The organism is Acidithiobacillus sulfurivorans (genome assembly GCF_018853815.1).
GTDB lineage: Bacteria > Pseudomonadota > Gammaproteobacteria > Acidithiobacillales > Acidithiobacillaceae > Acidithiobacillus > Acidithiobacillus sulfurivorans.
Genome location: NZ_JAAOMP010000170.1, coordinates 1 through 21,813 on the forward strand (window position 1 = coordinate 1; position 21,813 = coordinate 21,813).

Below are 21,813 nucleotides of genomic sequence, written 5' to 3' on the forward strand. Positions count from 1 at the left end.
CTAACCTAACCCTGCCGGATGATCAACAGACCGCCGCCTGATCTATGTCAGAAAATGCTCATACACCAGATTTGACTATAGCTCGAAGTAATTGGCCTCCTTCGTTGGCCATCCGGAGCGCGGATCTAGAAAATTCTTCGAGAAGAACAGTAGCCCCAACTTGCTGTTGGCAAGCCCCTCGTTGATCTTATCGGTGATGCTGTCGCCAGGCTCGATTTCGTAGCGGTCGTACCAAGCGCGCACATCTCGCTTGTGAAGCTCATTGAAAACGGCATCTACAAGTGGCTTGTCGCGACTAGCGTGCGACAGGAAAACCGAGAAGGACGAACTTGCGGTAGCACGGCCCCATATTGAGGAGATTATCTTCCGGTCCGGGAAGAGAAATAGTCCGTTGGCCTCGGGGGGCATAGAAAATGAAAGCATGTCACTATCCAGCAAACCGCAGACACTGTATCCCCTTCGACTAATGGCGTCGGTGATGTCCTCGAACAGGAGACGATATTCTCTCTTCTTGGCCGGGTAGTTGTCTCTTAACCACGCCTCAAACTTGTCTCCGTCCTTCTCGAAGTTGAGAGATAGGAGAAGCTCAAGGCCATATGGATCATTGTTAATGAATAGATTTGCGCCACAAAGCGTGCCTTTGTCGAAAGTGTCAAGCACATCGGCGACAAACTTTCGTTCATCGGCGCGGTTTCCATAGTCCAAATGAATAATGAATGTTTGCTCAACAATGGTCATGATGATCCCTGTAGTTCTCTAACGCTTGAGTTAAGCCGCGACGCGCAGTGATGGCGCGCGGTGACAGGCTTTCTTTGCCACCGCAGCACCGGAACGAAGCGGCGTCGGCTTGAACGAATTGTTAGCCTGCTTGCCTGATCCAGTCTCGAATATTCATGCCGATGCGTTCGACGTCTTCTTTGGCAAGCGACCCGCCATGCATGATGATATTGCGACTCTTCTCTAGAGTATTGAGGGTGGCCTTAGCCCACTCCATGTTTCCGAGAAGGTCGTCAAATACGTCCCAGTTAGTAACGATGATAGAGGACAGGTCGCCAAAATCACAATAATTGATTTCCTGTGCACCCCGTGCTCCATGCCACCGGAACTTTGCGTCTTCATCCATGCGGCTCTTAGAAGACTTTCGGATGCGTTCCGGAACCTTTTGCCACCAGTTTTCGTCGTTCGCCTCTGCCATTGCTTTTGTAACTAAATTGCGAACGGCGTTCTCAAATGCGTGAACGGCGGCGTACACCACAGACATCCTTTGCGCTTCTTGGAGGAGATCGGAATCCAAGAAGTCATAGGATAACGAGCGCTGCGCTTCTCGCGCTTCTTCTGCGCCAAAGTGACCTCGCCGCCACCGTCCGTTCTTGTCGAGAGCCTCTTCTGTAAGAACGCCGCGATAAACGAAAGAATAGAGATCTAGCTCTTTCATCCTAAGTGGTCTCGAAGGGACTTAAAGATCGCGTCGAACACTGCCTGATCTCTCGTTTCAGGAAGTACGATGTTGATGTGGTACTGAAGCCCTGAAACACGGATTTTGCCAGCGGCAATTTGTTGGGATTCCTGGGGTATTGATTTCTCAGAGCCAAGCTCTTGGGGTTGTTCCGCTGGCTCCTGCTTGGCAGGTTTCTCTGATTTCTTTGGTGTTGCGGTAGCGCTGGTGAAGTCTGCGTAATCGCATAGTGCTTTGAACGTCTTTGCAATGTTTGAGATTACCAAGTCGGTCTTCTTTCCAGCGAAGAGGGTTCTTAGTTTGTTCTTTGCCTCTTCGACGCTGTAGGTGTTGGCCTTAGTGTTGATAGAAAAAAGGTCGGAGTAGCCTTCACGAATTCCATCCGCCAACAAGCGCTTTGACTGGCTGCGATCTAAAAATTCGAAATATCTCTGCTGCGGTGCGCCATCTCGATTGAGGAACCCCAGATCCTTTAGCATTCCGATGAATAGTCGGTCATTAGTCGATGTGAAGCCAAGATTCTCTAGGAACTTCAGTGAGAATCGCTCGGGAGGTTGCGCGTCAAGAATGGCGTCGAAGTACGCCGGAATTGCATTCGGCTTGAGGGTGTAGCTTTCAGCAAGTCCCATCACATCCTCCGATAAGTGATCTGCAGGCTAACGGGGCGCGAGTTGTGCGGCACCCGCGTGAGGCCGGAGGGCACGAAGTGCGCGGAGGCTCACGCGGGCGAAGCCGCGTAGCGGTGTCCGCTCGAACGAGGGGTTCGCGGGCGCTGTGCGCCCAACGCCCCGATGTTCGACACTCGCGCCCCGTTCGCGGGCGCACAGCGCCCGCGAACGTAATTTAGATTGCACCATGCAATCACTCAATTACTGTCTAATGCAATATTAACACCAACCAATATCCTGCATATTCAAAATACTGTCCCTTGCACAATAATTTAGTACAGCCTAAAATTATTCAGATGGAAAACAATCAACCACACACCAATACCCCACCCAAGCTTCTGGATCAGGTGCGCGCCCGCATCCGGACGATGCATTACAGTATCCGCACTGAAGAAGTTTATACCGATTGGGTGCGGCGTTTTATTTTGTTCCATCAGAAGCGCCATCCCCAAAATATGGGGGCCGCTGAGGTGGAGGCATTTCTGAGTTACCTCGCCAATGAGCGTCACGTTTCGTCATCCACCCAAAATCAGGCCAAGGCGGCTCTGCTTTTTTTGTACAAGCAGGTGCTGGATATAGATCTTCCCTGGTTGGATAACATTACCAATGCCAAGCCTTCGCAGCATCTGCCCGTAGTGCTTACGCCTACGGAGGCGCGCGCCTTGTTGCACGAGCTTTCGGGTACCATGTGGCTGGTTGCGGCATTGCTTTATGGAACCGGTATGCGCTTGCTGGAGGGGTTGCGCCTGCGCGTAAAAGATGTGGAGTTTGAACGGCGTGAAATCATTGTGCGGGATGGCAAAGGGGCGAAAGATCGGGTGACTGTCTTACCCGAAAATATTCTGCTGCCCCTAAAAAAGCATATGGAAAAAACCAAACTTTTGCACGACGCTGATCTTGAAAAAGGCCTGGGGGCAGTTTTTATGCCGGATGCGCTGGCCGTAAAATTTCCTTCCAGCGCTAAATCATGGGGATGGCAGTATGTATTTCCTTCCCCTGTGCTCAGTGACGATCCGCGCTCTGGAGCACAAAGACGCCATCATATTCTCGAGGCGTCGGTTCAGAGAGCCATACGCACGGCGGCGAGTCGGGCAGGTATTGTAAAGCCGGTCACACCCCATGTGTTACGGCATTCTTTTGCCACCCATTTACTGCAGGCGGGTTATGATATTCGCACCGTTCAGGAACTACTGGGCCATAAGGATGTGAGTACCACCATGATTTATACCCACGTCCTGAACAAGGGTGGTCGCGGCATTATCAGCCCGCTCGACCAATAAAAAGTGTCAGTAGATAGAGATGATCTACCGGATAACACAAAAGGTCGCGATGAGTTGCAATGCTTCAGGTATGCGCTGCCCCAACTCCTCCAGAAAGAATCCCAGATGCTCCTGATGGTCCGGTTCTGGTGCACCAAAGCAAGTACCTCACCACTAATGTGCGCCACTCGCAGTGTCACCATTGAGCGGCTTGTGAGCAGATTCTGCCTGAAGACGCTCCACCAGCCACATCTTGATGATTGATTGGCGGGTAACACCAATGCGCGCAGCCTCGCGATCTAACGACGCCACGACCCAAGCCGGAAAATCAACGTTGATTCGCTTTTGTTCCTGATTAACGCGGCGAGCAGAGGACAGATCCAGGTCATCATTAATATCTTCCTGACCTTCCTCAAATTTCTTGTCGAAGTCTTTAGCTTTCATAGAGTTCTACCTCCTTCTTGCGGGAACGCCTGACCGAAATCAGACGAATTCGAGCATCCCTGTATGTGACGACGGCCGACCAGTGCTTATCCAGATTGGCTTGGCTTTTGGCTTCGTCGAATTCAAAGGCATCCATGAGTACAAATTATTCATTTTTTACTCACTCAGCAATATCTGGAAGGATGCCGTAGGTGCTGATTTTGCAGATGGTGCAGTGCTGATGGCCGCCGTTTCACCGCTTGTCGCAGCCGCGCGCGTCACATTTGAATCATTACGTTATATAATATTGTCAGCTTTGTGCCGCCCTCTGCTTTTTAGGTAACGCTGGATTCATGAAGTCCCATGGTGCAGCGCTACTTACATGAAAATCCAATGTTGGAACATAATTCGATGCGTCATCTAAAGTGCCAGCCTTTATACCCAGCACTCCTGGCATATGACCGAACCTTGCAAACAATTGGGAACCACAATTCGGGCAAAAACCTCTTTTGTGCATATTTCCGCTATCTGCCTGAAACTCGTAATATTTTACTTCACCTGAAATAACCACATTTTTTTCAGGGAAAAGCATCGCCGGAATAAATGCACTACCTGATGATCTTTGACAGTCTTTACAATGACAATTTCCAGTAAACACTGGCTCAATATCAACTGAATAGCTGATTTCCCCACAAAGGCACCGCCCAGAATACTTTGCATTCATAAAAGTCTCCTACCTGTTAATGGGGACATAACGTGAAGCTAAGGGGTCGCACCCTTTTGCACAGTCCACATTGAGCTTATAATCATGTATTTTATAAGAAAATTTCAGACTCCATAAACATGACCGCACAACCTGAGAGAAACACTCGGTCAGTCTTCACCTCACAAGTGATGTTACCACCACGCTTGGAAACCTGTTTGGCAGTCAGGATGTTCTTGCCCAGTTTATTGGCCCAGTACGGCGCAAGCGCACAATGCGCGGAACCTGTAACAGGATCTTCGGGAACGCCATACTTGGGGGCAAAGAAGCGGCTGACAAAATCGACCTCCTTACCGGGTGCGGTAATAATCACACCGCGCAAACCCAGCTGAACAAGTAGTGCTTGGTCAGGTGTGATCGCGCGAACGGTGGCTTCACTGTCGAACACGGCCAGATAATCGTCCGCAGCCAATACTTCAACCGGACGCTGGCCGAGTCCTTTGACTAAAATTTCGGAAAGCTGGCAGGGTGCAGGCGGCCGTGCCGGGAAGTTCATTTCCAAGCGGGCGCCATTTTTTCCACGAATAGCGCGCCGCTGCGCGTTTCAAAAGTGATAATCGGTTTGGAATAGCCAAGAATTTCAAAAATGATATGCGCTGTCGCCAAGGTTGCATAGCCACAAAGATCAACCTCCTTGAGTGGAGTGAACCACCTCAGCTGGAAGGCTTTTTCAGCAGGAACGAAGAACGCCGTTTCGGAAAGATTGTTTTCCTCAGCAATTGCTTGGAGAAGCGAATCATCTGGCCACACTGACAACGGAACCACAGCGGCAGGATTACCCCCAAAAACTTTATCAGTGAATGCATCAACCTGGTATTGCTTGAGCTTCAATATGGCCTCCCAAAAACTTAACTATAGTGGGTAGTGGAGAGCCAGCATTTATTGCCGGACCAGTGCGATTTCAGATAACGTGGGGGAAGGTCTAAAACCCTTTTGCGCAGAATGTCCCACATACGTGAGCCGCAGAGTATAGGACCCCTTATTAATCCGTGGCCCCGTTTCCTGTTGATGGGATTCTTGCAGTATCACTGGAAAAACCAATACAGGACGGGATGCCGTTCCGCCACTTTGATGTGGAGCGGTCTGCTTCAGGCGAAAACTGTTGCCTCTCACAACCGCCTGGGCGATACCCAGATGGTCCAGCAGTTTTTCATATTCTTTTTGCGCGGCAGGAAGGCCAGAGAACCCGACATCCCGAATGGATGTCATCAGCGCCGCTTTGGATGCGGCCGCATCTCCAGGGATGCCCGTAATATGAAACAGTTGCGTTAATGGACCACCTTGATGCAAAAACAGTGGCCCATTCACTAACTGCTGCATGTTTCTCTCCTTTACCTTTAATTTCCTGCCCAGTAACGCCTGCGTTCAAGGCTTTCAAAAATCGACGCATAAAGCAAACAGAGCGAGCGGCCTCAAGAAAAGTCGATTGACTCGGGATGTTGGTTTTGCTTACTATCCCTAAGATAGTAAGCAAAGCTTGTACCAAGCTGCTGTTTATAATGACATCCTTATTGTGAAGGGTAACGTCTGCGGGACGCCCGATTGTGGATTGAACCCGCCCAGGAAGGAGCAACATGAACAAACGAATAATCGCTATCGCCACTGCGGTGGTGCTAGGGAGCAGTCCTATGGCTTGGGCAGATAGCCAAACCATAGGGCTGCCACAAAGTGATTTACAGGGCGCAGCATCGGTTGGGGCCTCTTCAGATCCCAGCGTAAGCAACCACCCAGGTAATGACAATCTTGCGGCGACACTGCAGCAATTCGAGGCGGCGGGTGCTTTTGGCGACCAGGCAGGATCAGGTAACGTCTGGACAAACATCGACCAGGGTCTGCGTCTCAGCAACGTGTCTCGGGTTGAAGTCGATAAATGGCGTACCTGGTTTTTGCAGCATCAGGGCAAACTCGAAGAAATTCTCGGCAATTCACGCCCCTTTCTGTATTACGTAGTCAACGCCGTTTCTCAACGCGGCTTGCCCATGGAACTGGCTTTGCTTCCCGCCATTGAGAGCGGCTACAATCCTAAAGCCTATTCTCCAGCCGCTGCCGCAGGGCTCTGGCAGTTTGTGCCTGGAACCGCGCGGAGTTTTGGACTGCAAAATACGCGTTACGGGGATCCCCGCCTGAGCCTGACGGCCTCCACCAACGCCGCCCTGGATTACCTGTCTTATTTGTACAATTATTTTGGTGGAAACTGGCTCCTGGCGATTGCGGCCTACAATGCCGGACAGGGTACGGTTTCCGCCGCTATCCAGCAAAATGTGGCGGCCGGCCAACCTACCGATTTCTGGGATCTGAATCTTCCCGAACAAACTGAAAATTACGTGGCGGAACTATTGGGTCTTGCCCAGGTCATCAAAAATGCCAAGGCCTACCACGTCAGCCTGCCCTATATCCCCAATACGGCCCACATAGCGGTAGTCACCACGCCTAAATCGGTCGCCCTCAATGTGGCTGCCAATTTGATGAATGTCCCTGTCAGCGAATTGCAGCACCTCAATGCCGGAATCAGTTATGGCGTAGTCCCTGCGGACTATCAGCTCGTGGTTCCCAAGGACAAGGCCGCCACCCTGAAAACGGCGCTGTTGACCATGCCGCAGGAGGCTGCAGCCCAGGCTTTACCCGTCGCACAACCGGCCGCCGCTGCCACACCAGTGGCCCAGCCCGTCATCCAAGCACAGCTCAGCCATTTGACGGTACATCCAGGGAACACCCTGTCACAAATAGCCATGCGGGCTGGGGTCAGTGTTCAGCAGATGAAGCAATGGAATCATCTGCGCTCAGCGCGTGACCTGCAGGTAGGCCAGCAGCTGGTGGTTTATGGGGGGCATCATCTGGAAAACGCCACTGATAGCCAACCGGCCAATCACGCTCTGGTTGTCCACTCCGGGAATACCCTTTCGGGACTGGCGCAGCAGGCTGGCGTCAGTGTTCAGAACCTGATGCGCTGGAATCATATCCATTCGGCCAATGACCTGCAGGTGGGAGAACAACTGACGGTTTACGGAGGTCATGCCACCCCCGTTTATACGGCAGCACGCCGGCAAAGACAGTTGACGGTGCGCCCCGGCGAAAGTCTCTGGCAAATTGCGCAGCGAGCCGGTGTAGGGATCACCGCTATTGCCCATGCGAACCACCTGACCGAGCAATCCGTCATCCATCCGGGTCAGGTCCTGAATATCCCTTCAGAAACCGCCGTAGCGGCTATCAGTGCCCGCCAGGAACGCGCCGCCACCCAGCCGCGCGCAGCGACTTATATTGTTCGCAAGGGGGACACGCTCTGGCAAATTGCCCAGCAGTACCATGTGCAACCCAAGTCTCTCATCCAATGGAACCACCTGGCCTCTGCCAGCGACATTCAGCCGGGCTCACGTCTCACTATCTATACACGCTAAGCAGCACACAGGAGGTTTTATGGGTTTCATGACAGGCAAAAAGGCGCTCATCGTTGGCGTAGCCAATGATCGTTCCATTTGTTGGGGAATCGCGCAGGCCATGCATCGTCAGGGAGCCGAAGTGCTATTGACCTATCAGGGCGAGCGCACCAAAAGCCGGGTAGAAGAACTAGCTGGGCAAATCGGTGCGCCGGAACCCCTGGAACTGGATCTGATGGATGAACAGCAATTGCAGGCGGCCATGGAGCGCGTCCAGTCACTATGGGGTGGCGTCGACATCGGTATCCATGGCGCGGCTTTTGCGCCCAAGGAAGAACTCAGTGGCAGCTATCTGGATGCCACCACCCGCGAAGGCTTCCGTATTGCCCATGAAGTTTCTTCCTACAGCTTCACCGCCATGGCCAAAGCCATGCACCCTTTGATGCAGGGCCGCCAAGGGGCTTTACTGGCGCTCAGCTATCTCGGAGCCGAACGGGCCATGGCCAACTACAATGTCATGGGCCTGGCCAAGGCCAGCCTTGAAGCCAGCATTCGTTACCTGGCTTATTCTCTGGGTAGTGATGGCATTCGTGTCAACGCTATTTCCGCAGGCCCCATTCGCACTTTGGCAGCCAGCGGCATCAGTGAATTCCGTAAAATCCTCGACCACTATGCGGAGCATGCCCCCCTCCACCGCAACGTTACCCAGGAAGAAGTGGGCAACGCGGCGGCCTTCCTCTGCTCCGACCTTGCCTCAGGCATTACCGGCGAAATTACTTACGTCGATGCTGGCTTCAACACCGTCGGCTTTTAATTCGAAGACAATTAACCCTCACGGGTCATGGCCTTGCCGACCTCCGCCAACATTTCCTCAAAACTTTTGGCGAAGGCGGCCAGCCCATCCTGCTGTAATTGCTCAGCCACACTGTCCATGTGAATACCCAGCGACTCCAGTCCGGCCATGACTGCTTGAGCCGCGTCCAGATCCTCGCTCACCCGATTCGCGATATGGCCGTGATCACGCAGTTTGTTCAGGGTTTCATCCGGCAAGGTATTGATAGTCTCCGGCCCCATCAACGGTTCGACATAGAGTAAATCCGAGTATTCCGGGCTTTTCGTACTGGTACTGGCCCAGAGCAGATACTGCGGACGCCCACCGGCCTTGGCCAACTCCGCGAAGCCGTCCCCATGGAAGGTCTCCTGATAGACCTTGTAAGCAACCTTGGCCATGGCCACTGCGGCCTTGCCGCGTAAAGCCAGAGCCTCTGCTGTCGCAATTTTTTCGAGCTGCTGATCAACGAGGGTATCTACCCGTGACAGGAAAAGGCTGGCAACCGCCTTGACCCGGCGGGGGTCGCCGCCTTGTTTTACCCAATGCGCCAAGCCCTGTTGATAAGCCGCAAAAACCTGGTGAACATGCTCCAATCCGAACATGAGGGTGACATTGACTGAAATACCCTCGCCTATCAGCGTGGCCAGTGCCGCAATACCCTGGGGCGTTGCGGGGACCTTGATCAATAAATTGTCACGCTGCACCAATCCCCGCAGACGGCGGGCTTCAGCAACCGTAGCTGCTTCATCATGCGCCAAACGCGGAGATTCCTCCCAGCTCACCCAACCATCGTCGCCAGCACTTTGCTGATGCACCGGCCGCAAAAGATCGCAGGCCATCTGCAAATCCTGCAAAACGAGCTGTTCATAAAGCCGCTCGGCAGATTCTGCAGCCTGCCGCAAATCATCCTGATAGTAGGGACTGGAATGAATGGCTTTCTGAAAAATGCTGGGATTGGATGTAACCCCACTAATACCATCTGCGCTGATATATTTTCTGAGAACATCATCGTGAATCAGGGTTCTCGACAAATTATCCAGCCAGATGCTTTGACCAACCTCTTTGTGCAACGCCCGTAAATCTGTTGTCATCCTTTCATCTCCCCGGAACTCACTTCAGAAACCTGTTTGGCTATCCCAGACTGCTCACACGATCCTCTTCATGCAGTTTATTGTAGTTCAAGCCCGGAGAAGATGCTGAGAACATGCACGATTCTCCTATTGCGGCACGGACCGAAGCGGTCTAATATTCATACCCAGCCCTCTCATTTAAGGACGGCAATATCATGAAAATCATCAAGAACATGAACAGTACCGAGCGTTGGCTGCGCCTTTACTTCGGCGCCATCATTTTTCTCATCTATTTCGTCAATCCCTTCCCCTATCGGGAATGGACCTTTTCGGGGCTTCTCCTCATAGCAACGGGGGTTTTCGGCTATTGCCCGGTGTATTCCTTCCTCAAAAAAACCCGGAAACCGGAAAACCTGTCACAGTAAGCAAGCAAATCTCATAAAAAGCACTCTATTAAGGGCTTCTCGCCCCATCCTGTACGAACGCGTCCCAAGGCTTTATGATTTGCCCTTAATTTTTCATAAAATCACTGACAATGGCACTCATCGTACAAAAATTTGGTGGAACTTCTGTGGGCAGTCCCGAGCGCATTCGCGCGGTTGCCGAAAAAGTCATGGCTACGCATCGGGCCGGGCATCAGGTTGTGGTCGTGGTATCGGCCATGTCTGGCGAGACCGATCGTCTTTTGCAACTGGCGCGGGCCATAGCGGCTCACCCTGCCGAGCGTGAACTGGATACTCTGCTGAGCACCGGAGAACAGGTGACTATTGCGCTGTTGTGCATGGCGTTGGAGGAAATGGGACAAGCAGCGCAGTCTTTTACCGGCACCCAGGTAGCCATTACCACTGACTCTGCCCATACCAAGGCGCGCATTGAACATATTGAGGATCACAAAATCCGTTCAGCCCTCGAATCCGGGAAGATCGTAGTGGTTGCCGGTTTCCAGGGCGTCGACCTGCATGGCAATATTACCACTTTGGGGCGGGGCGGATCGGACACCACAGCCGTCGCACTGGCCGCTGCACTGCGCGCCGATGAATGTGATATTTTTACCGATGTAGATGGCATTTACACAACGGATCCGCGCGTGGAGTCGAGAGCGCGGCGCCTTGATCGTATTACTTTTGAAGAAATGCTTGAAATGGCAAGTCTCGGCGCAAAGGTACTGCAGACGCGCTCTGTTGAGTTTGCCATGAAGTACAATGTTCCTGTTCGGGTCTTGTCGTCTTTTCAGGATGGGCCCGGCACTCTGGTTACCAATGAGGAAAATTCTGTGGAAGCTCCCCGCGTTTCTGGCATCGCCTTCTCCCGTAACGAAGCCAAACTCACCATGATTGGCGTTCCTGATCACCCTGGTATTGCCTATTCCATTCTGGGACCCGTCTCAGAAGCCAATATCAACGTGGACGTTATCCTGCAGAATATTTCCGAAGCCGGCAAAACGGATTTCACCTTCACGGTGGATCGTAATGAATACGCCCAGGCCAAGGATATTCTGAGCGCTGTGGCCCAAAAGCTGGAAGCGGAAGATGTGCGGGGCGACGACCACATTGTCAAGGTATCGGTAGTAGGCGTCGGCATGCGTTCCCATGCGGGTATTGCCGCCACCATGTTTGCCACCCTGGGCAAGGAAAACATCAACATTCAGATGATTTCCACCTCGGAAATCAAGATTTCTGTGGTCATCGAAGAAAAATATCTGGAACTGGCGGTGCGGGCCCTGCACGCCGCCTTCAACCTGGATGGGGAGGCCCCGGTATAATGACACTCATGAACAATTATGCACGTCTGCCCGTGGCTTTCAGCCGGGGAGAGGGCGTGTGGCTTTACGACAACGAAGGACGGCGTTATCTGGATGCCCTGGCGGGTATTGCGGTAGTGGGTCTGGGTCATTGCCACCCTGCCGTCACTCAGGCCATTCAGTCACAAGCGGGCACCCTGCTGCATACTTCCAATCTTTACCAGATTCCCCTGCAGGAAAAACTGGCCGATAGCCTCTGCCGCCTCAGCGGTCTGGATGCTGCCTTTTTTTGTAATAGTGGCGCTGAAGCCAACGAAGCAGCCATCAAAATGGCGCGCCTCCACGGCCATCAGAAAGGCATTGCCGAACCACAGGTTCTGGTATTTACCCAGGCTTTTCATGGCCGCACCCTGGCGGCGCTGACGGCGACGGGCAATTTCCGCATTCAGGAAGGCTTCGCACCGCTGGTACCCGGTTTTGTTCGGGCTCCTTATGGCGACAGCAGCACGGTCAGAGGACTGATTGCCGCCAATCCGGCCATTGCTGCCATTCTGGTTGAGCCCGTGCAGGGTGAGGGCGGCGTACGCCCTGCTCCCGAGGGATTTTTAGCGGAACTGCGCAGTATTTGTGATGCCCACGGACTGCTGCTCATGCTCGACGAAGTCCAAACCGGCATCGGTCGTACTGGTAATTTCTTTGCCTATCAACAACTTGACGGCGTGGTTCCGGATGTACTCAGCCTGGCCAAAGGCCTGGGAAACGGGGTACCCATTGGCGCCCTGCTTGCCCGCAAAGCGGCAGCAGACTTGTTTGGACCCGGTAAACATGGTACGACTTTCGGGGGTGGACCCCTGGTCTGTGCTGCCGCCCTGGCGGTGCTCGACACCATGGAAAACACCAACATTCCTGCTCAGGCGGCCAAAATGGGGGCGCTGTTGCAGCAGAAACTGCGCCATGCCCTGGCGCAGCATCCAGAGGTTCGGGATATACGCGGTATGGGCTTGATGGTCGGTATTGAGCTGGCGCAAAAACCCGAACGTCTGGTAGAGCGTGCTCTGGAAGCAGGATTACTGATTAATGTCACGGCCGACAAAGTCATTCGGCTCTTACCACCGCTCATTATTTCTGAATCGGAAATAGATCTGCTGGTTGCCGGGATCGTCCGACTACTGGAACCCACATCATGAAACTACGTCACTTTCTCAGCCTCGCCGATCTCAGCCAAGCCGAACTAAAGGCCTTGCTGGACCGTGCTATTGCTCTCAAGCACATGCAGCGCCAGGGTGAACGGTACATGCCCTTTACCGGGCGGACTCTGGCCATGATTTTTGAAAAGTCCTCCACCCGGACCCGGGTTTCCTTTGAGACGGGTATGGCGCAACTGGGCGGGCATGCCCTTTTCCTCTCGCCACGCGACACCCAACTGGGTCGCGGAGAAAGCATTGAAGACACCGCCCGGGTGATTTCACGGATGGTAGACATGGTCATGATCCGCACTTTCAGTCATGACAACCTCAAGCTCTTTGCCGCAGCCTCCAGAGTGCCCGTCATCAATGGTCTTTCCGATGACCACCACCCCTGCCAGTTGCTTGCAGATCTCATGACCGCCACCGAACACTGGGGCACACTGGAAGGACGGAGAGTTGCCTATGTAGGAGATGGAGCCAACAACATGGCCCATTCCTGGATGGAGGCCGCACGCATTTTCAATTTCAGCCTGCGTATCGGCAGCCCTGCCCCCTATGCTCCCAGCGCCGGGATGCTGGCAACCGGGGGAGAATATGTCACCGTCCTCCACGATCCTGTTTCTGCAGTGGAAGGTGCCGACCTGGTTGTGACGGATGTCTGGACCAGCATGGGCCAGGAACAGGAGGCCGAGCAGCGCCGCGCCATTCTTCAGGATTTTCAGGTGAATCACGCCCTCATGGCTGCTGCTGCGCCTGGCGCTCTGTTCATGCACTGCCTTCCTGCACATCGCGGAGAAGAAGTCAGCGCCGATATTATGGATGGTCCCCTTTCTGTCGTCTGGGAAGAGGCGGAAAATCGCCTGCACGCCCAGAAGGCGCTCATGGAATTTTTATTTGGCATTGGCCCTGTGGCCGCTTTGCAAGGAGCTTCTTAAATGGTCAAAAAAGTCGTTCTCGCCTATTCAGGGGGTCTCGATACCTCGGTCATTCTCAAATGGCTGCAAGATCAATATCAATGTGATGTCGTCACCTTTACGGCAGATATTGGTCAGGGTGAAGAAGTGGAACCGGCCCGTATCAAGGCAGAAAAGCTCGGTGCCAAGGAAATATTCATTGACGACCTCCGTCAGGAATTTGTCCGCGATTATGTATTTCCCATGTTTCGCGCCAATACCATCTATGAGGGGGAATACCTGCTGGGGACTTCCATTGCCCGGCCGCTTATCGCCAAGCGCATGGTGGAAATTGCCGCTGAAGTGGGTGCCGATGCCGTTGCTCATGGAGCCACCGGCAAGGGCAACGATCAGGTCCGCTTTGAACTGGGTGCTTACGCCCTGAACCCGGCCATTCAGGTCATTGCTCCCTGGCGGGAATGGGACCTGAACTCCCGTGAAAAGCTCCTCAAGTATGCCGATAAGCATGGTATTCCTGTGGAAAAACACGGTAAAAAGTCGCCCTACTCCATGGATGCCAATCTTCTGCATATTTCCTATGAAGGCGGCATTCTGGAAGACCCCTGGGCGGAGGCCGAGGAGAGCATGTGGCGCTGGACTACAGCGCCCGAGAAAGCTCCAGATCAACCCCGCTATCTGGAAATCACCTATGCGCATGGTGATCCCATCGCGGTGGACGGTGAAGCCCTGAATCCTGAGCAATTACTGGCTCACCTCAATACCGTAGGTGGCGAGCATGGCGTCGGCCGTCTGGATATTGTCGAGAACCGTTATGTGGGCATGAAGTCCCGAGGCTGCTATGAAACGCCTGGCGGCAACATTTTGCTCAAGGCCCATCGCGCCATTGAATCCATTACCCTCGATCGGGAAGTCGCGCATCTCAAGGATGAACTGATGCCCCGCTACGCCAGCATTGTCTACAATGGCTTCTGGTGGAGTCCGGAACGCCGCGCTCTGCAGACCCTGATTGACCAGACCCAGCGTCTAGTGAGCGGTGTAGTTCGCGTCAAGCTCTATAAGGGGACCTGCAGTGTAGTCGGCCGCAAGTCTCAGGAAAGTCTGTTTGATCCCCGCATTGCCACCTTCGAAGATGATGCCGGCGCCTATAATCAGAAAGATGCAGAAGGGTTCATCAAGCTCAACGCCCTGCGTCTGCGTATTGAAAAACGCTTGCAGGGGTAGTAGATCTCTGGAAAAAAACAGCACAGCAATCTGTGCAAGGAGAGTCAAATGCGTCTTTTACATACCATGCTGCGGGTGGGCGATTTGGATCGCTCCATCCAGTTTTATACGGAAGTCCTCGGCATGCATCTGTTACGCCGCAAAGATTATCCCGAAGGCAAGTTTACCCTCGCTTTTGTGGGCTATCAGGAGGAAAGCGCCGGTGCCGTCATTGAACTGACCTACAATTGGGGCGTGGATCATTACACACTCGGTGATGCCTTCGGGCATATTGCCCTGGAAGTGGAAAATGCCGCTGCGGCTTGCGATGCCATTCGTGGGCGGGGTGGCAAAGTGGTGCGCGAAGCGGGGCCTATGAAACACGGCAGTACCATCATTGCCTTTGTAGAAGATCCTGACGGTTACCGCATCGAGCTCATTGAGCATAAGCAATAAGTTACAGCACTTTATGGCTCATTCCATAGAGCTTTTCCGCCCATATCCTCTAAATATTGGGCATGCAGGGCGGTTTCTTCCGCAGTGGCGCGAATGACCCGCAATCCCGGACGCGGACGCGCGGCCACCGTGCTGCTGTTGAATTGAGCAATTTGCACAGAAGTCGCAGAATCTCGGGAAGGCACCATTCCTGAATGCTCCTCTGAAGCATTCAGCAAGCCCATCATATCCACCTGCCCCCCCGTCATGCCGAGATAGACTTTGGCCAGGATTTCGCAATCCAGCAAAGCGCCGTGCAGCTCACGGTGACTATTGTCCACATTATAACGTCGGCACAGGCTGTTCAGGTCATTTTTCTGCCCGGGATGACGACGACGGGCATCCACCAAGGTATCCAGCACTTTATGATTCAGAGGCGTTTTTTCTACTTTTCCGAGTTCATGGTTCAAAAAACCCAGATCAAAGGGCGCATTGTGAATAATCAGCTCTGCATCACCCAGATAGTTCAGAAAGGTCTCAGCCACTTCGGCGAATAGTGGTTTATCCGCAAGAAACGCATCGGTGAGGCCATGCACGCGCAGGGCTTCAGGATCACTGCTGCGCTGGGGGTTGAGGTACTGTTGGTAATTATTCCCCGTCAAACGGCGATCCAGTAACTCTACCGCGCCAATTTCAATGACCCGATGACCCTGTTTCCAGTCAATACCCGTAGTTTCTGTATCCAGCACTACCTGTCTTAAAGCCATCCTTCCCCCTCTTCGCGCTGTGGGCGCGCGCCGTACTGATCCATAACCTGATTTAACAAGGCATCGACCTTTTCATTTTCTACATGACCGGAGTGCCCGCGCACCCATTCCCATTCTACCTCATGGGGAGCAGAGGCTTTTACCAGACGCTCCCAGATATCCTGATTTTTGACCGGATCCCCACCCGCTGTGCGCCAGCCGCGCCGTTGCCAACCTGGCAACCACTGGGTCATACCATCCCGCAAATAACGGGAATCACTGATCACACGGATCCGGGTCGGACGTTTCAGGGCTTCGAGACCGCGCAGAGCCGCCGTCAATTCCATGCGGTTGTTGGTGGTTTCCGGCTCAAATCCCCAGAGCACCTTCTCCTGTGTTTCGCGCCGCAACCAGGCACCCCAGGCCCCGATGCCGGGATTGCCCCGGCAACCACCATCCGTAAACAATTCCACAATTTTATCCGTCATCATCCCAGCTCCGAATGATCATAAGCTGCCGGGGCTTCAGAGCTGACTTTACGGCGCTCCCGGCGCATTTTTACAGGCGTAGCCAACCCGACCAAAGGTCGCTCAGGGTCACGGCGTTGGGCCAGCAGTAAATAAGCGTTTGCACCCGCCGGCCACCAGCGGTCACCCATGAGCTCCATCCAACGGGCATTTTTTTCCAAACCCGGCAGGGTATACTGAAAGTAGCGCCCCTCTTTCAGGATAAAATCCTGATGTTCGAGCAGGGTACGCAACTTCCCTAAGGGCAGAAAGGGACGCCGCCAGGGCCAGGCCCGATCCCGCCGCCATAAACGCCAGCGGCGCATAAAGCTCAAGCTCCCCCCGGGATTAAAATCCATGATCAATACATGGCCTTCAGGGCGCAGCACCCGCCAGCATTCGTCCAGCACCGCTTCAGGATCGCTCATTCGACTCAAACAAAAGGGAACAATAACCAGATCAAAGCGCATGGGCGCAAAAGGCATATCCGGACAGGCCCCGCAAACCTGCAAATAAGCTTCCGGTGGCAATGTGGCGCCATCATTCAGCAACACCCAGGTTCGCTCTGTGCCTGGAGGCATGCCCCAGAACAGCGGTTGCCCCAGTTGCAAAACCGTTTCCGGCTGCAAACGCTCAATCCAGCGTGGGAGAATATCCCGAGCCCGATCCAGCAGCAGACGTCCGGCACCACTATCCCACCACACGGCAGCCCGCTGTTCTTGCGGCCGGCTAAGACGTCCCCGCCCTGGCATTTCAGTAACACCGCCTTAACATGACAAAAAACCCAAGTGTGCGTGACCCCAACCGGCTCCCATAGTAGGCTTATGGTAACCCGCTTGCCCTGAGAACCAAACATGTCTGTGCATTTCATTCCTGCATTTGCGGATAACTACATTTATGTGCTGGAAAGCAGCGCCGGTGTCTGGATTGTCGATCCCGGCGACGCCGAGCCGGTTTTTCAATGGCTTGCGCCCAGACAGATGGTGCCAACTGCCATACTCTGCACGCATCATCATGCCGATCATACGGGGGGCGTAGCTGCCCTCGCCGGTCATTTCCGTATTCCTGTCTACGGTGCCAATGACCGGATACCCGCCCTGACCCATCCCGTTACTGCTGGAAAACTGGCCATTGGCTCCGCAGAAATCCAGGTCATGGAAGTTCCGGGACATACCCGGGATCACATAGCTTATGTTTGGAATGCGTCCCTGTTTTGCGGAGACACGCTTTTTGCTGCCGGCTGTGGACGGATATTTGAAGGCACTCCCGAGATGTTGTTCCATAGCTTGCAGCAGCTCGCCGCGCTTCCTCCAGAGACAGCGGTGTACTGCGCCCACGAATATACCCAGAATAATTTGCGTTTTGCTGCTTTGGTGGATTCTGGCAATCCGGTTATTCGGGAAAGACAAATACAAGCCCAAAAGCAGCGCGAGAGTGGACAACCCACCTTGCCGTCAAGCATTGCTCTGGAACGCGCCAGCAATCCCTTTCTGCGCTGCGCTGATCCTGCGCTGATTGCCAGTGCCCGGCAATTTGACCCCCTCAGCGGCAGCACAGCACTATTTGTATTTACCACTTTGCGGCGCTGGAAGGATCAGTTTTCCTAAGTCTTACGGCGTGAGGGTAAGCAGCTCATTTCCAGGCGTTGTTCCCAGGCTTTGCGCAAAACCCGACGTACAGCTTCTGCATCCACAAGCTCCAGTTTCTGCAACGACTGCTCCGCCGAATGAAGGCGGCCCAGATAAAGCCACTGGCGAGCCAGCCGACTCATGCGCACTTCGGCATCTTCCTGCCCGAGCAACAACTGAATTCGCAAGCTGCGTTTTGCCCAGAGCATATCGTTAGAACTTGGCCCCTCAAGCAGTAATGTAGTCAGCACTTCGGACATCGCCTTGCCGGCTTCTTGGGCTTTATCTTCCGGGGTGGCTACATACAAGGACCATTCGCCACAGTCGCGCAAAGCATCCAGATGGGAAAACACCTGATACGCCAATCCGCGCCTTTCCCGGAGTTCCCGGAATAAATAAGAGGCGGTGCCTCCACCCAGAATGGCATTGGCCACAACATGAGCGAGATAGTCTTCCGCTTCGACGGAACAAGCTGGTGCCATCCAAACCAAGTGAGCCTGACGGGCTTCTGAACGGCGCAGATTTTTTTTACCAACCTGAAAGCGGGGGGGCAAACCATTTTGCGGGGGGGCCGGACGACGCATTTCTGGAAAGGCATGCTGCACCCATCCACACAAACGCTCATGATCCACATCACCGACTGCCGCAACAATCAGGGGCGATTCGGCCAACACCCGCTCGTGATAGGCCTGTATGCGTTTACGGCTGGCTGCACGAATACAGCTGGCCTTGCCCAACACGGGCCAGGCCAGGGGGTGTTCTCCCCATATTTCCAATAAGGCCCGTTCCTGTACCCAGTCTTCCAGGTCCTCGGCAGCCATGGCGGCTTCCTGGGCGACCACCTGTTTTTCCAGACGTAAATCCGCGTGATCAAAACGTGGGTGCGTGAGCATTTCACTGAGCAGCACAAAAGCTTCCTGAGCATCCTCGGCCAACACCGTACCATGGAAAACAGTACTCTCACGATCGGTGAAAGCATTGATAGTCCCGCCCAAGGATTCCATCGCTGCATTCAGTGCATCTCCATCTCTTTCAGTGCTGCCTTTGAAGAGCATGTGTTCCAGCAGGTGGGCAAAACCGTTTTCGTCTGCAGCCTGATCACGGCTACCATTTCCCAAGGTCAGGGACAGGGCCACGCTTTGGCGACCCGGCAACCTTTCGCTGAGAACGACTACGCCGTTATCCAGCGTGCTTACAGAAGCTTCGATATTTTTTGTCAAAACCGCCAAATCCAGAACTACTGGGTAATGTCCTTCATGCTGAGCTTGATTTTGCCCTGACGATCAACTTCCAGAACTTTCACCCGCACCGCCTGCCCTTCCTTGAGGTAATCGTGGACATCACTGACCCGCTCGCTGCTGATCTGGGAAATGTGCAGCAGACCATCACGCCCCGGAAGAATCGTGACAAAAGCGCCAAAGTCCATGATTTTGGCCACTTTCCCATCATATATGGTATCTACCTGTACTTCCGCCGTCAGCAGTTCAATCCGCCGACGAGCGGCAGCACCGGCTTCACTGTCCACCGTGGCGATGGTGACCGTACCATTATCCTGAATATCAATGGCAGCCCCGGTTTCTTCCGTCAAGGCGCGAATAACTTTACCGCCCGGCCCGATGACATCACGGATTTTGTCCGGGTTGATGTGTATGGTAATAATGCGCGGGGCGTTATCCGAAAGTTCGACGCGGCCTTTTTCGAGTACTGCATTCATCAAACCCAGAATATGAAGACGTCCGGCGTGGGCCTGTTTTAGGGCCGCAGCCATGATTTCACGCGTAATACCGTCAATCTTGATATCCATTTGCAGGGCAGTCACACCCTGTTCGGTACCCGCCACCTTGAAATCCATGTCACCCAGATGATCTTCATCACCCAGGATATCGGTGAGAACCGCAAAACGCTCGCCTTCCTTGATCAGTCCCATGGCGACTCCGGCAACGGGTGCCTTCAACGGAACACCGGCATCCATCAGGGCCAATGAAGCGCCGCACACCGTAGCCATACTGGAAGAACCATTGGACTCCAGCACTTCTGAAACCACCCGTAAGCTGTAGGGAAATTCGCTGGCTTCCGGCAGCACTGCGGCTACTGCCCGTTTTGCCAGACGACCATGACCAATTTCACGGCGTTTGGGTGAACCGACCATGCCCGTTTCACCGGTGGAAAATGGCGGGAAATTATAATGGAGCATGAAGCGATCACGACTTTCTCCCTGAAGAGCGTCGATAATCTGCTCATCGCCCTTGGTACCCAAGGTTGCGACGACCAGAGCCTGGGTTTCACCCCGGGTAAACAGGGCCGAACCATGGGTGCGGGGTAAAACCCCCGCCTCAATCGTAATGGGTCGCACTGTCTTGGTGTCCCGCCCATCAATGCGCGGCGCACCATCCAGAATCCGTCCCCGGACAATACCGGTTTCGATTTTTTTAACAAAACCACGCACCATGTCTGCCCGCTGCGCATCTTCTGCGGCTAATTCTGCAACCATGTGCTGCTGAATTTCTTCAAGTTTTTTACTACGCGCCTGTTTTTCTACCAACGAGTAGGCTTCCTGCAGCAAACCCGAAGCCTTGGCCTGCACCTGCTGACCCAAAGCCGCATCGGCTACGGGTGCCACCCAGTTCCAGCTGGCCTTACCCACTTCCTGCGCCAGGGCCTCAATAGCCTCAATGACCGGCTGGAATCCGGCGTGCCCAAACATGACGGCCTCAAGCATCACTTCTTCAGACAGTTGCTGGGCTTCTGATTCCACCATCAACACCGCATTACGGGTTCCGGCCACGACCAGATCCAACTGCGATTCAGCCAATTGTGCAGCGCTGGGGTTCAGGACATATTGTCCATTGACGTAACCCACCCGGGCGCCGCCAATAGGACCTTTGAACGGAATACCGGAAATCGCCAGAGCTGCCGAAGCACCAAGCATCGCCAGAATGTCCGGGTCATGATCGCGATCCACAGAAAGAACCGTGGCGATGACCTGCACTTCATTCATGAATCCTTTGGGAAACAAGGGACGAATGGGTCGATCAATCAGTCGCGAGGTCAGGGTTTCTTTTTCAGTTGGCCGACCTTCGCGCTTGAAGAAGCCCCCCGGAATTTTACCGGCAGCATAGGCTTTTTCCTGATAATTGACCGTCAAGGGAAAGAAGTCCTGACCGGGTTTCATTTCACGACGGCCAACGGCCGTCACCAGAACCACTGTGTCGCCACTGGAAACCAGTACCGCCCCATCAGCCTGACGCGCCATACGACCTGTTTCTAGGTGCAGGCGCTGTCCGCCGAAATCCAACTCTTTCCGAATGATGGCCAAAACCTTCTCCTTACTTACGCAGACCCAGACGCTCAATCAGCGAACGATAACGATTCACATCACGCTTTTTGAGGTAGTCCAGCAGCTTGCGGCGTTGGCCCACCATTTTCAGCAATCCTTGACGGGAATGATGATCATGCTTGTTAATTTTGAAATGATCAGCCAATCCTTCAATACGAGTGGTCAAAAGTGCGACCTGCACTTCGGGAGAACCCGTATCTCCTGCATGGGTAGCATAACCCTGAACCACATCTGCTTTGACTTCACGCGACAGCGACATAAATTCTTCTCCTCG

Annotated in this window: 25 protein-coding genes; 10 read left to right on the forward strand and 15 right to left on the reverse strand. The window is 53.8% G+C overall.

The features are described from left to right. Nucleotides 1-75: 75 nt before the first annotated feature. From HAP95_RS15960 to HAP95_RS15970, 3 genes are all read right to left on the reverse strand, one after another. A complete protein-coding gene (locus HAP95_RS15960; RefSeq protein ID WP_215885122.1) occupies nt 76-738 on the reverse strand; it encodes a toll/interleukin-1 receptor domain-containing protein in 663 nt (220 codons plus the stop codon). Nucleotides 739-859: 121 nt separating this feature from the next. After that, nucleotides 860-1,435, reverse strand: coding sequence for a Swt1 family HEPN domain-containing protein (locus HAP95_RS15965; protein WP_215885123.1), 576 nt, complete (start codon nt 1,433-1,435; stop codon nt 860-862). Beyond that, a complete protein-coding gene (locus tag HAP95_RS15970; RefSeq protein ID WP_215885124.1) occupies nt 1,432-2,085 on the reverse strand; it encodes a DUF5343 domain-containing protein in 654 nt (217 codons plus the stop codon). The genes HAP95_RS15965 and HAP95_RS15970 overlap by 4 nt, the downstream gene beginning before the upstream one ends. A 335-nt stretch (nt 2,086-2,420) precedes the next feature. Between HAP95_RS15970 and HAP95_RS15975 the strand changes: the two genes are divergently transcribed. Continuing rightward, nucleotides 2,421-3,404: an integron integrase gene (locus tag HAP95_RS15975; RefSeq protein WP_215885125.1), complete on the forward strand. Its 984-nt coding sequence runs from the start codon at nt 2,421-2,423 to the stop codon at nt 3,402-3,404. 153 nt (nt 3,405-3,557) lie between these two features. Here the strand turns inward: HAP95_RS15975 and brnA are convergent, their stop codons facing one another. The 5 genes from brnA to HAP95_RS15995 form a co-directional block, all read right to left on the reverse strand. Further along, nucleotides 3,558-3,827 carry a type II toxin-antitoxin system BrnA family antitoxin gene (gene brnA, locus HAP95_RS15980; protein ID WP_215885126.1) on the reverse strand — a complete coding sequence of 90 codons (270 nt, stop codon included), beginning with the start codon at nt 3,825-3,827 and terminating at the stop codon, nt 3,558-3,560. 289 nt (nt 3,828-4,116) lie between these two features. Then, entirely contained in the window at nt 4,117-4,530 is a 414-nt protein-coding gene (locus HAP95_RS15985; protein WP_215885127.1) for a GFA family protein, read from the reverse strand. Between the two features lie 91 nt (nt 4,531-4,621). Continuing rightward, nucleotides 4,622-5,065: a PhzF family phenazine biosynthesis protein gene (locus HAP95_RS17220; protein WP_226832863.1), complete on the reverse strand. Its 444-nt coding sequence runs from the start codon at nt 5,063-5,065 to the stop codon at nt 4,622-4,624. Further along, entirely contained in the window at nt 5,062-5,400 is a 339-nt protein-coding gene (locus HAP95_RS17225) for a PhzF family phenazine biosynthesis protein (protein ID WP_226832861.1), read from the reverse strand. Before HAP95_RS17225 ends, HAP95_RS17220 begins: the two co-directional genes overlap by 4 nt. Before the next feature lie 48 nt (nt 5,401-5,448). After that, on the reverse strand, nt 5,449-5,889 hold the full coding sequence (locus tag HAP95_RS15995) for a hypothetical protein (protein ID WP_215885128.1): 441 nt from the start codon (nt 5,887-5,889) through the stop codon (nt 5,449-5,451). 254 nt (nt 5,890-6,143) lie between these two features. Here HAP95_RS15995 and HAP95_RS16000 point away from each other — a divergent pair, with 254 nt between their 5' ends. Continuing rightward, nucleotides 6,144-7,964, forward strand: coding sequence for a LysM peptidoglycan-binding domain-containing protein (locus HAP95_RS16000; RefSeq protein WP_215885129.1), 1,821 nt, complete (start codon nt 6,144-6,146; stop codon nt 7,962-7,964). A 19-nt stretch (nt 7,965-7,983) separates the two neighbouring features. Then, nucleotides 7,984-8,757 (forward strand): enoyl-ACP reductase FabI, encoded by a 774-nt coding sequence (locus tag HAP95_RS16005; protein WP_215885130.1) that lies wholly within the window; start codon nt 7,984-7,986, stop codon nt 8,755-8,757. Between the two features lie 11 nt (nt 8,758-8,768). Here the strand turns inward: HAP95_RS16005 and tal are convergent, their stop codons facing one another. Beyond that, nucleotides 8,769-9,866: a transaldolase gene (gene tal, locus HAP95_RS16010; RefSeq protein WP_215885131.1), complete on the reverse strand. Its 1,098-nt coding sequence runs from the start codon at nt 9,864-9,866 to the stop codon at nt 8,769-8,771. A gap of 194 nt (nt 9,867-10,060) precedes the next feature. Here tal and HAP95_RS16015 point away from each other — a divergent pair, with 194 nt between their 5' ends. From HAP95_RS16015 to gloA, 6 genes are all read left to right on the forward strand, one after another. Continuing rightward, complete coding sequence (locus HAP95_RS16015; RefSeq protein ID WP_010641530.1) at nt 10,061-10,270, forward strand: YgaP family membrane protein; 210 nt, start codon at nt 10,061-10,063, stop codon at nt 10,268-10,270. Between the two features lie 110 nt (nt 10,271-10,380). After that, nucleotides 10,381-11,607, forward strand: a complete 1,227-nt coding sequence (locus HAP95_RS16020) for an aspartate kinase (RefSeq protein ID WP_215885132.1) — start codon at nt 10,381-10,383, stop codon at nt 11,605-11,607. After that, nucleotides 11,607-12,773, forward strand: coding sequence for an aspartate aminotransferase family protein (locus tag HAP95_RS16025; RefSeq protein WP_215885133.1), 1,167 nt, complete (start codon nt 11,607-11,609; stop codon nt 12,771-12,773). The genes HAP95_RS16020 and HAP95_RS16025 overlap by 1 nt, the downstream gene beginning before the upstream one ends. Then, nucleotides 12,770-13,708, forward strand: coding sequence for an ornithine carbamoyltransferase (argF, locus tag HAP95_RS16030; RefSeq protein WP_215885134.1), 939 nt, complete (start codon nt 12,770-12,772; stop codon nt 13,706-13,708). The genes HAP95_RS16025 and argF overlap by 4 nt, the downstream gene beginning before the upstream one ends. Further along, nucleotides 13,709-14,908: an argininosuccinate synthase gene (locus HAP95_RS16035; RefSeq protein ID WP_215885135.1), complete on the forward strand. Its 1,200-nt coding sequence runs from the start codon at nt 13,709-13,711 to the stop codon at nt 14,906-14,908. A gap of 48 nt (nt 14,909-14,956) precedes the next feature. After that, a complete protein-coding gene (gene gloA / locus HAP95_RS16040; RefSeq protein WP_215885136.1) occupies nt 14,957-15,343 on the forward strand; it encodes a lactoylglutathione lyase in 387 nt (128 codons plus the stop codon). An 11-nt stretch (nt 15,344-15,354) separates the two neighbouring features. Here gloA and dnaQ read toward each other — a convergent pair whose 3' ends face one another. The 3 genes from dnaQ to HAP95_RS16055 are packed head-to-tail and all read right to left on the reverse strand — an operon-like array spanning nt 15,355 to nt 17,326. Then, on the reverse strand, nt 15,355-16,089 hold the full coding sequence (gene dnaQ / locus HAP95_RS16045) for a DNA polymerase III subunit epsilon (RefSeq protein WP_215885137.1): 735 nt from the start codon (nt 16,087-16,089) through the stop codon (nt 15,355-15,357). Next, nucleotides 16,080-16,556, reverse strand: a complete 477-nt coding sequence (rnhA, locus tag HAP95_RS16050; protein ID WP_215885146.1) for a ribonuclease HI — start codon at nt 16,554-16,556, stop codon at nt 16,080-16,082. The genes dnaQ and rnhA overlap by 10 nt, the downstream gene beginning before the upstream one ends. Further along, on the reverse strand, nt 16,556-17,326 hold the full coding sequence (locus HAP95_RS16055; protein ID WP_215885138.1) for a class I SAM-dependent methyltransferase: 771 nt from the start codon (nt 17,324-17,326) through the stop codon (nt 16,556-16,558). Before HAP95_RS16055 ends, rnhA begins: the two co-directional genes overlap by 1 nt. A gap of 102 nt (nt 17,327-17,428) precedes the next feature. Between HAP95_RS16055 and gloB the strand changes: the two genes are divergently transcribed. Beyond that, on the forward strand, nt 17,429-18,181 hold the full coding sequence (gloB, locus tag HAP95_RS16060; protein ID WP_215885139.1) for a hydroxyacylglutathione hydrolase: 753 nt from the start codon (nt 17,429-17,431) through the stop codon (nt 18,179-18,181). Here the strand turns inward: gloB and HAP95_RS16065 are convergent. The 3 genes from HAP95_RS16065 to rpsO are packed head-to-tail and all read right to left on the reverse strand — an operon-like array spanning nt 18,178 to nt 21,798. After that, on the reverse strand, nt 18,178-19,431 hold the full coding sequence (locus HAP95_RS16065; RefSeq protein WP_215885140.1) for a M16 family metallopeptidase: 1,254 nt from the start codon (nt 19,429-19,431) through the stop codon (nt 18,178-18,180). The two genes, gloB and HAP95_RS16065, sit on opposite strands and share 4 nt — an antisense overlap. Before the next feature lie 8 nt (nt 19,432-19,439). After that, nucleotides 19,440-21,518: a polyribonucleotide nucleotidyltransferase gene (gene pnp / locus HAP95_RS16070; protein WP_215885141.1), complete on the reverse strand. Its 2,079-nt coding sequence runs from the start codon at nt 21,516-21,518 to the stop codon at nt 19,440-19,442. 10 nt (nt 21,519-21,528) lie between these two features. Then, on the reverse strand, nt 21,529-21,798 hold the full coding sequence (rpsO, locus tag HAP95_RS16075) for a 30S ribosomal protein S15 (RefSeq protein ID WP_010641513.1): 270 nt from the start codon (nt 21,796-21,798) through the stop codon (nt 21,529-21,531). Nucleotides 21,799-21,813 lie beyond the last annotated feature (15 nt).

Coding starts and splice junctions, on each gene's coding strand:
- HAP95_RS15965 (WP_215885123.1), bottom strand. CDS start 1,435: ATGAAAGAGCTAGATCTCTATTCTTTCGTTTATCGCGGCGTTCTTACA.
- HAP95_RS16020 (WP_215885132.1), top strand. CDS start 10,381: ATGGCACTCATCGTACAAAAATTTGGTGGAACTTCTGTGGGCAGTCCC.
- HAP95_RS15985 (WP_215885127.1), bottom strand. CDS start 4,530: ATGAATGCAAAGTATTCTGGGCGGTGCCTTTGTGGGGAAATCAGCTAT.
- HAP95_RS17220 (WP_226832863.1), bottom strand. CDS start 5,065: ATGAACTTCCCGGCACGGCCGCCTGCACCCTGCCAGCTTTCCGAAATT.
- HAP95_RS16025 (WP_215885133.1), top strand. CDS start 11,607: ATGACACTCATGAACAATTATGCACGTCTGCCCGTGGCTTTCAGCCGG.
- HAP95_RS16055 (WP_215885138.1), bottom strand. CDS start 17,326: ATGCCAGGGCGGGGACGTCTTAGCCGGCCGCAAGAACAGCGGGCTGCC.
- HAP95_RS15960 (WP_215885122.1), bottom strand. CDS start 738: ATGACCATTGTTGAGCAAACATTCATTATTCATTTGGACTATGGAAAC.
- dnaQ (WP_215885137.1), bottom strand. CDS start 16,089: ATGGCTTTAAGACAGGTAGTGCTGGATACAGAAACTACGGGTATTGAC.
- HAP95_RS16035 (WP_215885135.1), top strand. CDS start 13,709: ATGGTCAAAAAAGTCGTTCTCGCCTATTCAGGGGGTCTCGATACCTCG.
- rnhA (WP_215885146.1), bottom strand. CDS start 16,556: ATGACGGATAAAATTGTGGAATTGTTTACGGATGGTGGTTGCCGGGGC.
- HAP95_RS15970 (WP_215885124.1), bottom strand. CDS start 2,085: ATGGGACTTGCTGAAAGCTACACCCTCAAGCCGAATGCAATTCCGGCG.
- HAP95_RS16015 (WP_010641530.1), top strand. CDS start 10,061: ATGAAAATCATCAAGAACATGAACAGTACCGAGCGTTGGCTGCGCCTT.
- HAP95_RS16005 (WP_215885130.1), top strand. CDS start 7,984: ATGGGTTTCATGACAGGCAAAAAGGCGCTCATCGTTGGCGTAGCCAAT.
- tal (WP_215885131.1), bottom strand. CDS start 9,866: ATGACAACAGATTTACGGGCGTTGCACAAAGAGGTTGGTCAAAGCATC.
- argF (WP_215885134.1), top strand. CDS start 12,770: ATGAAACTACGTCACTTTCTCAGCCTCGCCGATCTCAGCCAAGCCGAA.
- gloB (WP_215885139.1), top strand. CDS start 17,429: ATGTCTGTGCATTTCATTCCTGCATTTGCGGATAACTACATTTATGTG.
- rpsO (WP_010641513.1), bottom strand. CDS start 21,798: ATGTCGCTGTCGCGTGAAGTCAAAGCAGATGTGGTTCAGGGTTATGCT.
- brnA (WP_215885126.1), bottom strand. CDS start 3,827: ATGAAAGCTAAAGACTTCGACAAGAAATTTGAGGAAGGTCAGGAAGAT.
- HAP95_RS15975 (WP_215885125.1), top strand. CDS start 2,421: ATGGAAAACAATCAACCACACACCAATACCCCACCCAAGCTTCTGGAT.
- HAP95_RS16000 (WP_215885129.1), top strand. CDS start 6,144: ATGAACAAACGAATAATCGCTATCGCCACTGCGGTGGTGCTAGGGAGC.
- gloA (WP_215885136.1), top strand. CDS start 14,957: ATGCGTCTTTTACATACCATGCTGCGGGTGGGCGATTTGGATCGCTCC.
- HAP95_RS15995 (WP_215885128.1), bottom strand. CDS start 5,889: ATGCAGCAGTTAGTGAATGGGCCACTGTTTTTGCATCAAGGTGGTCCA.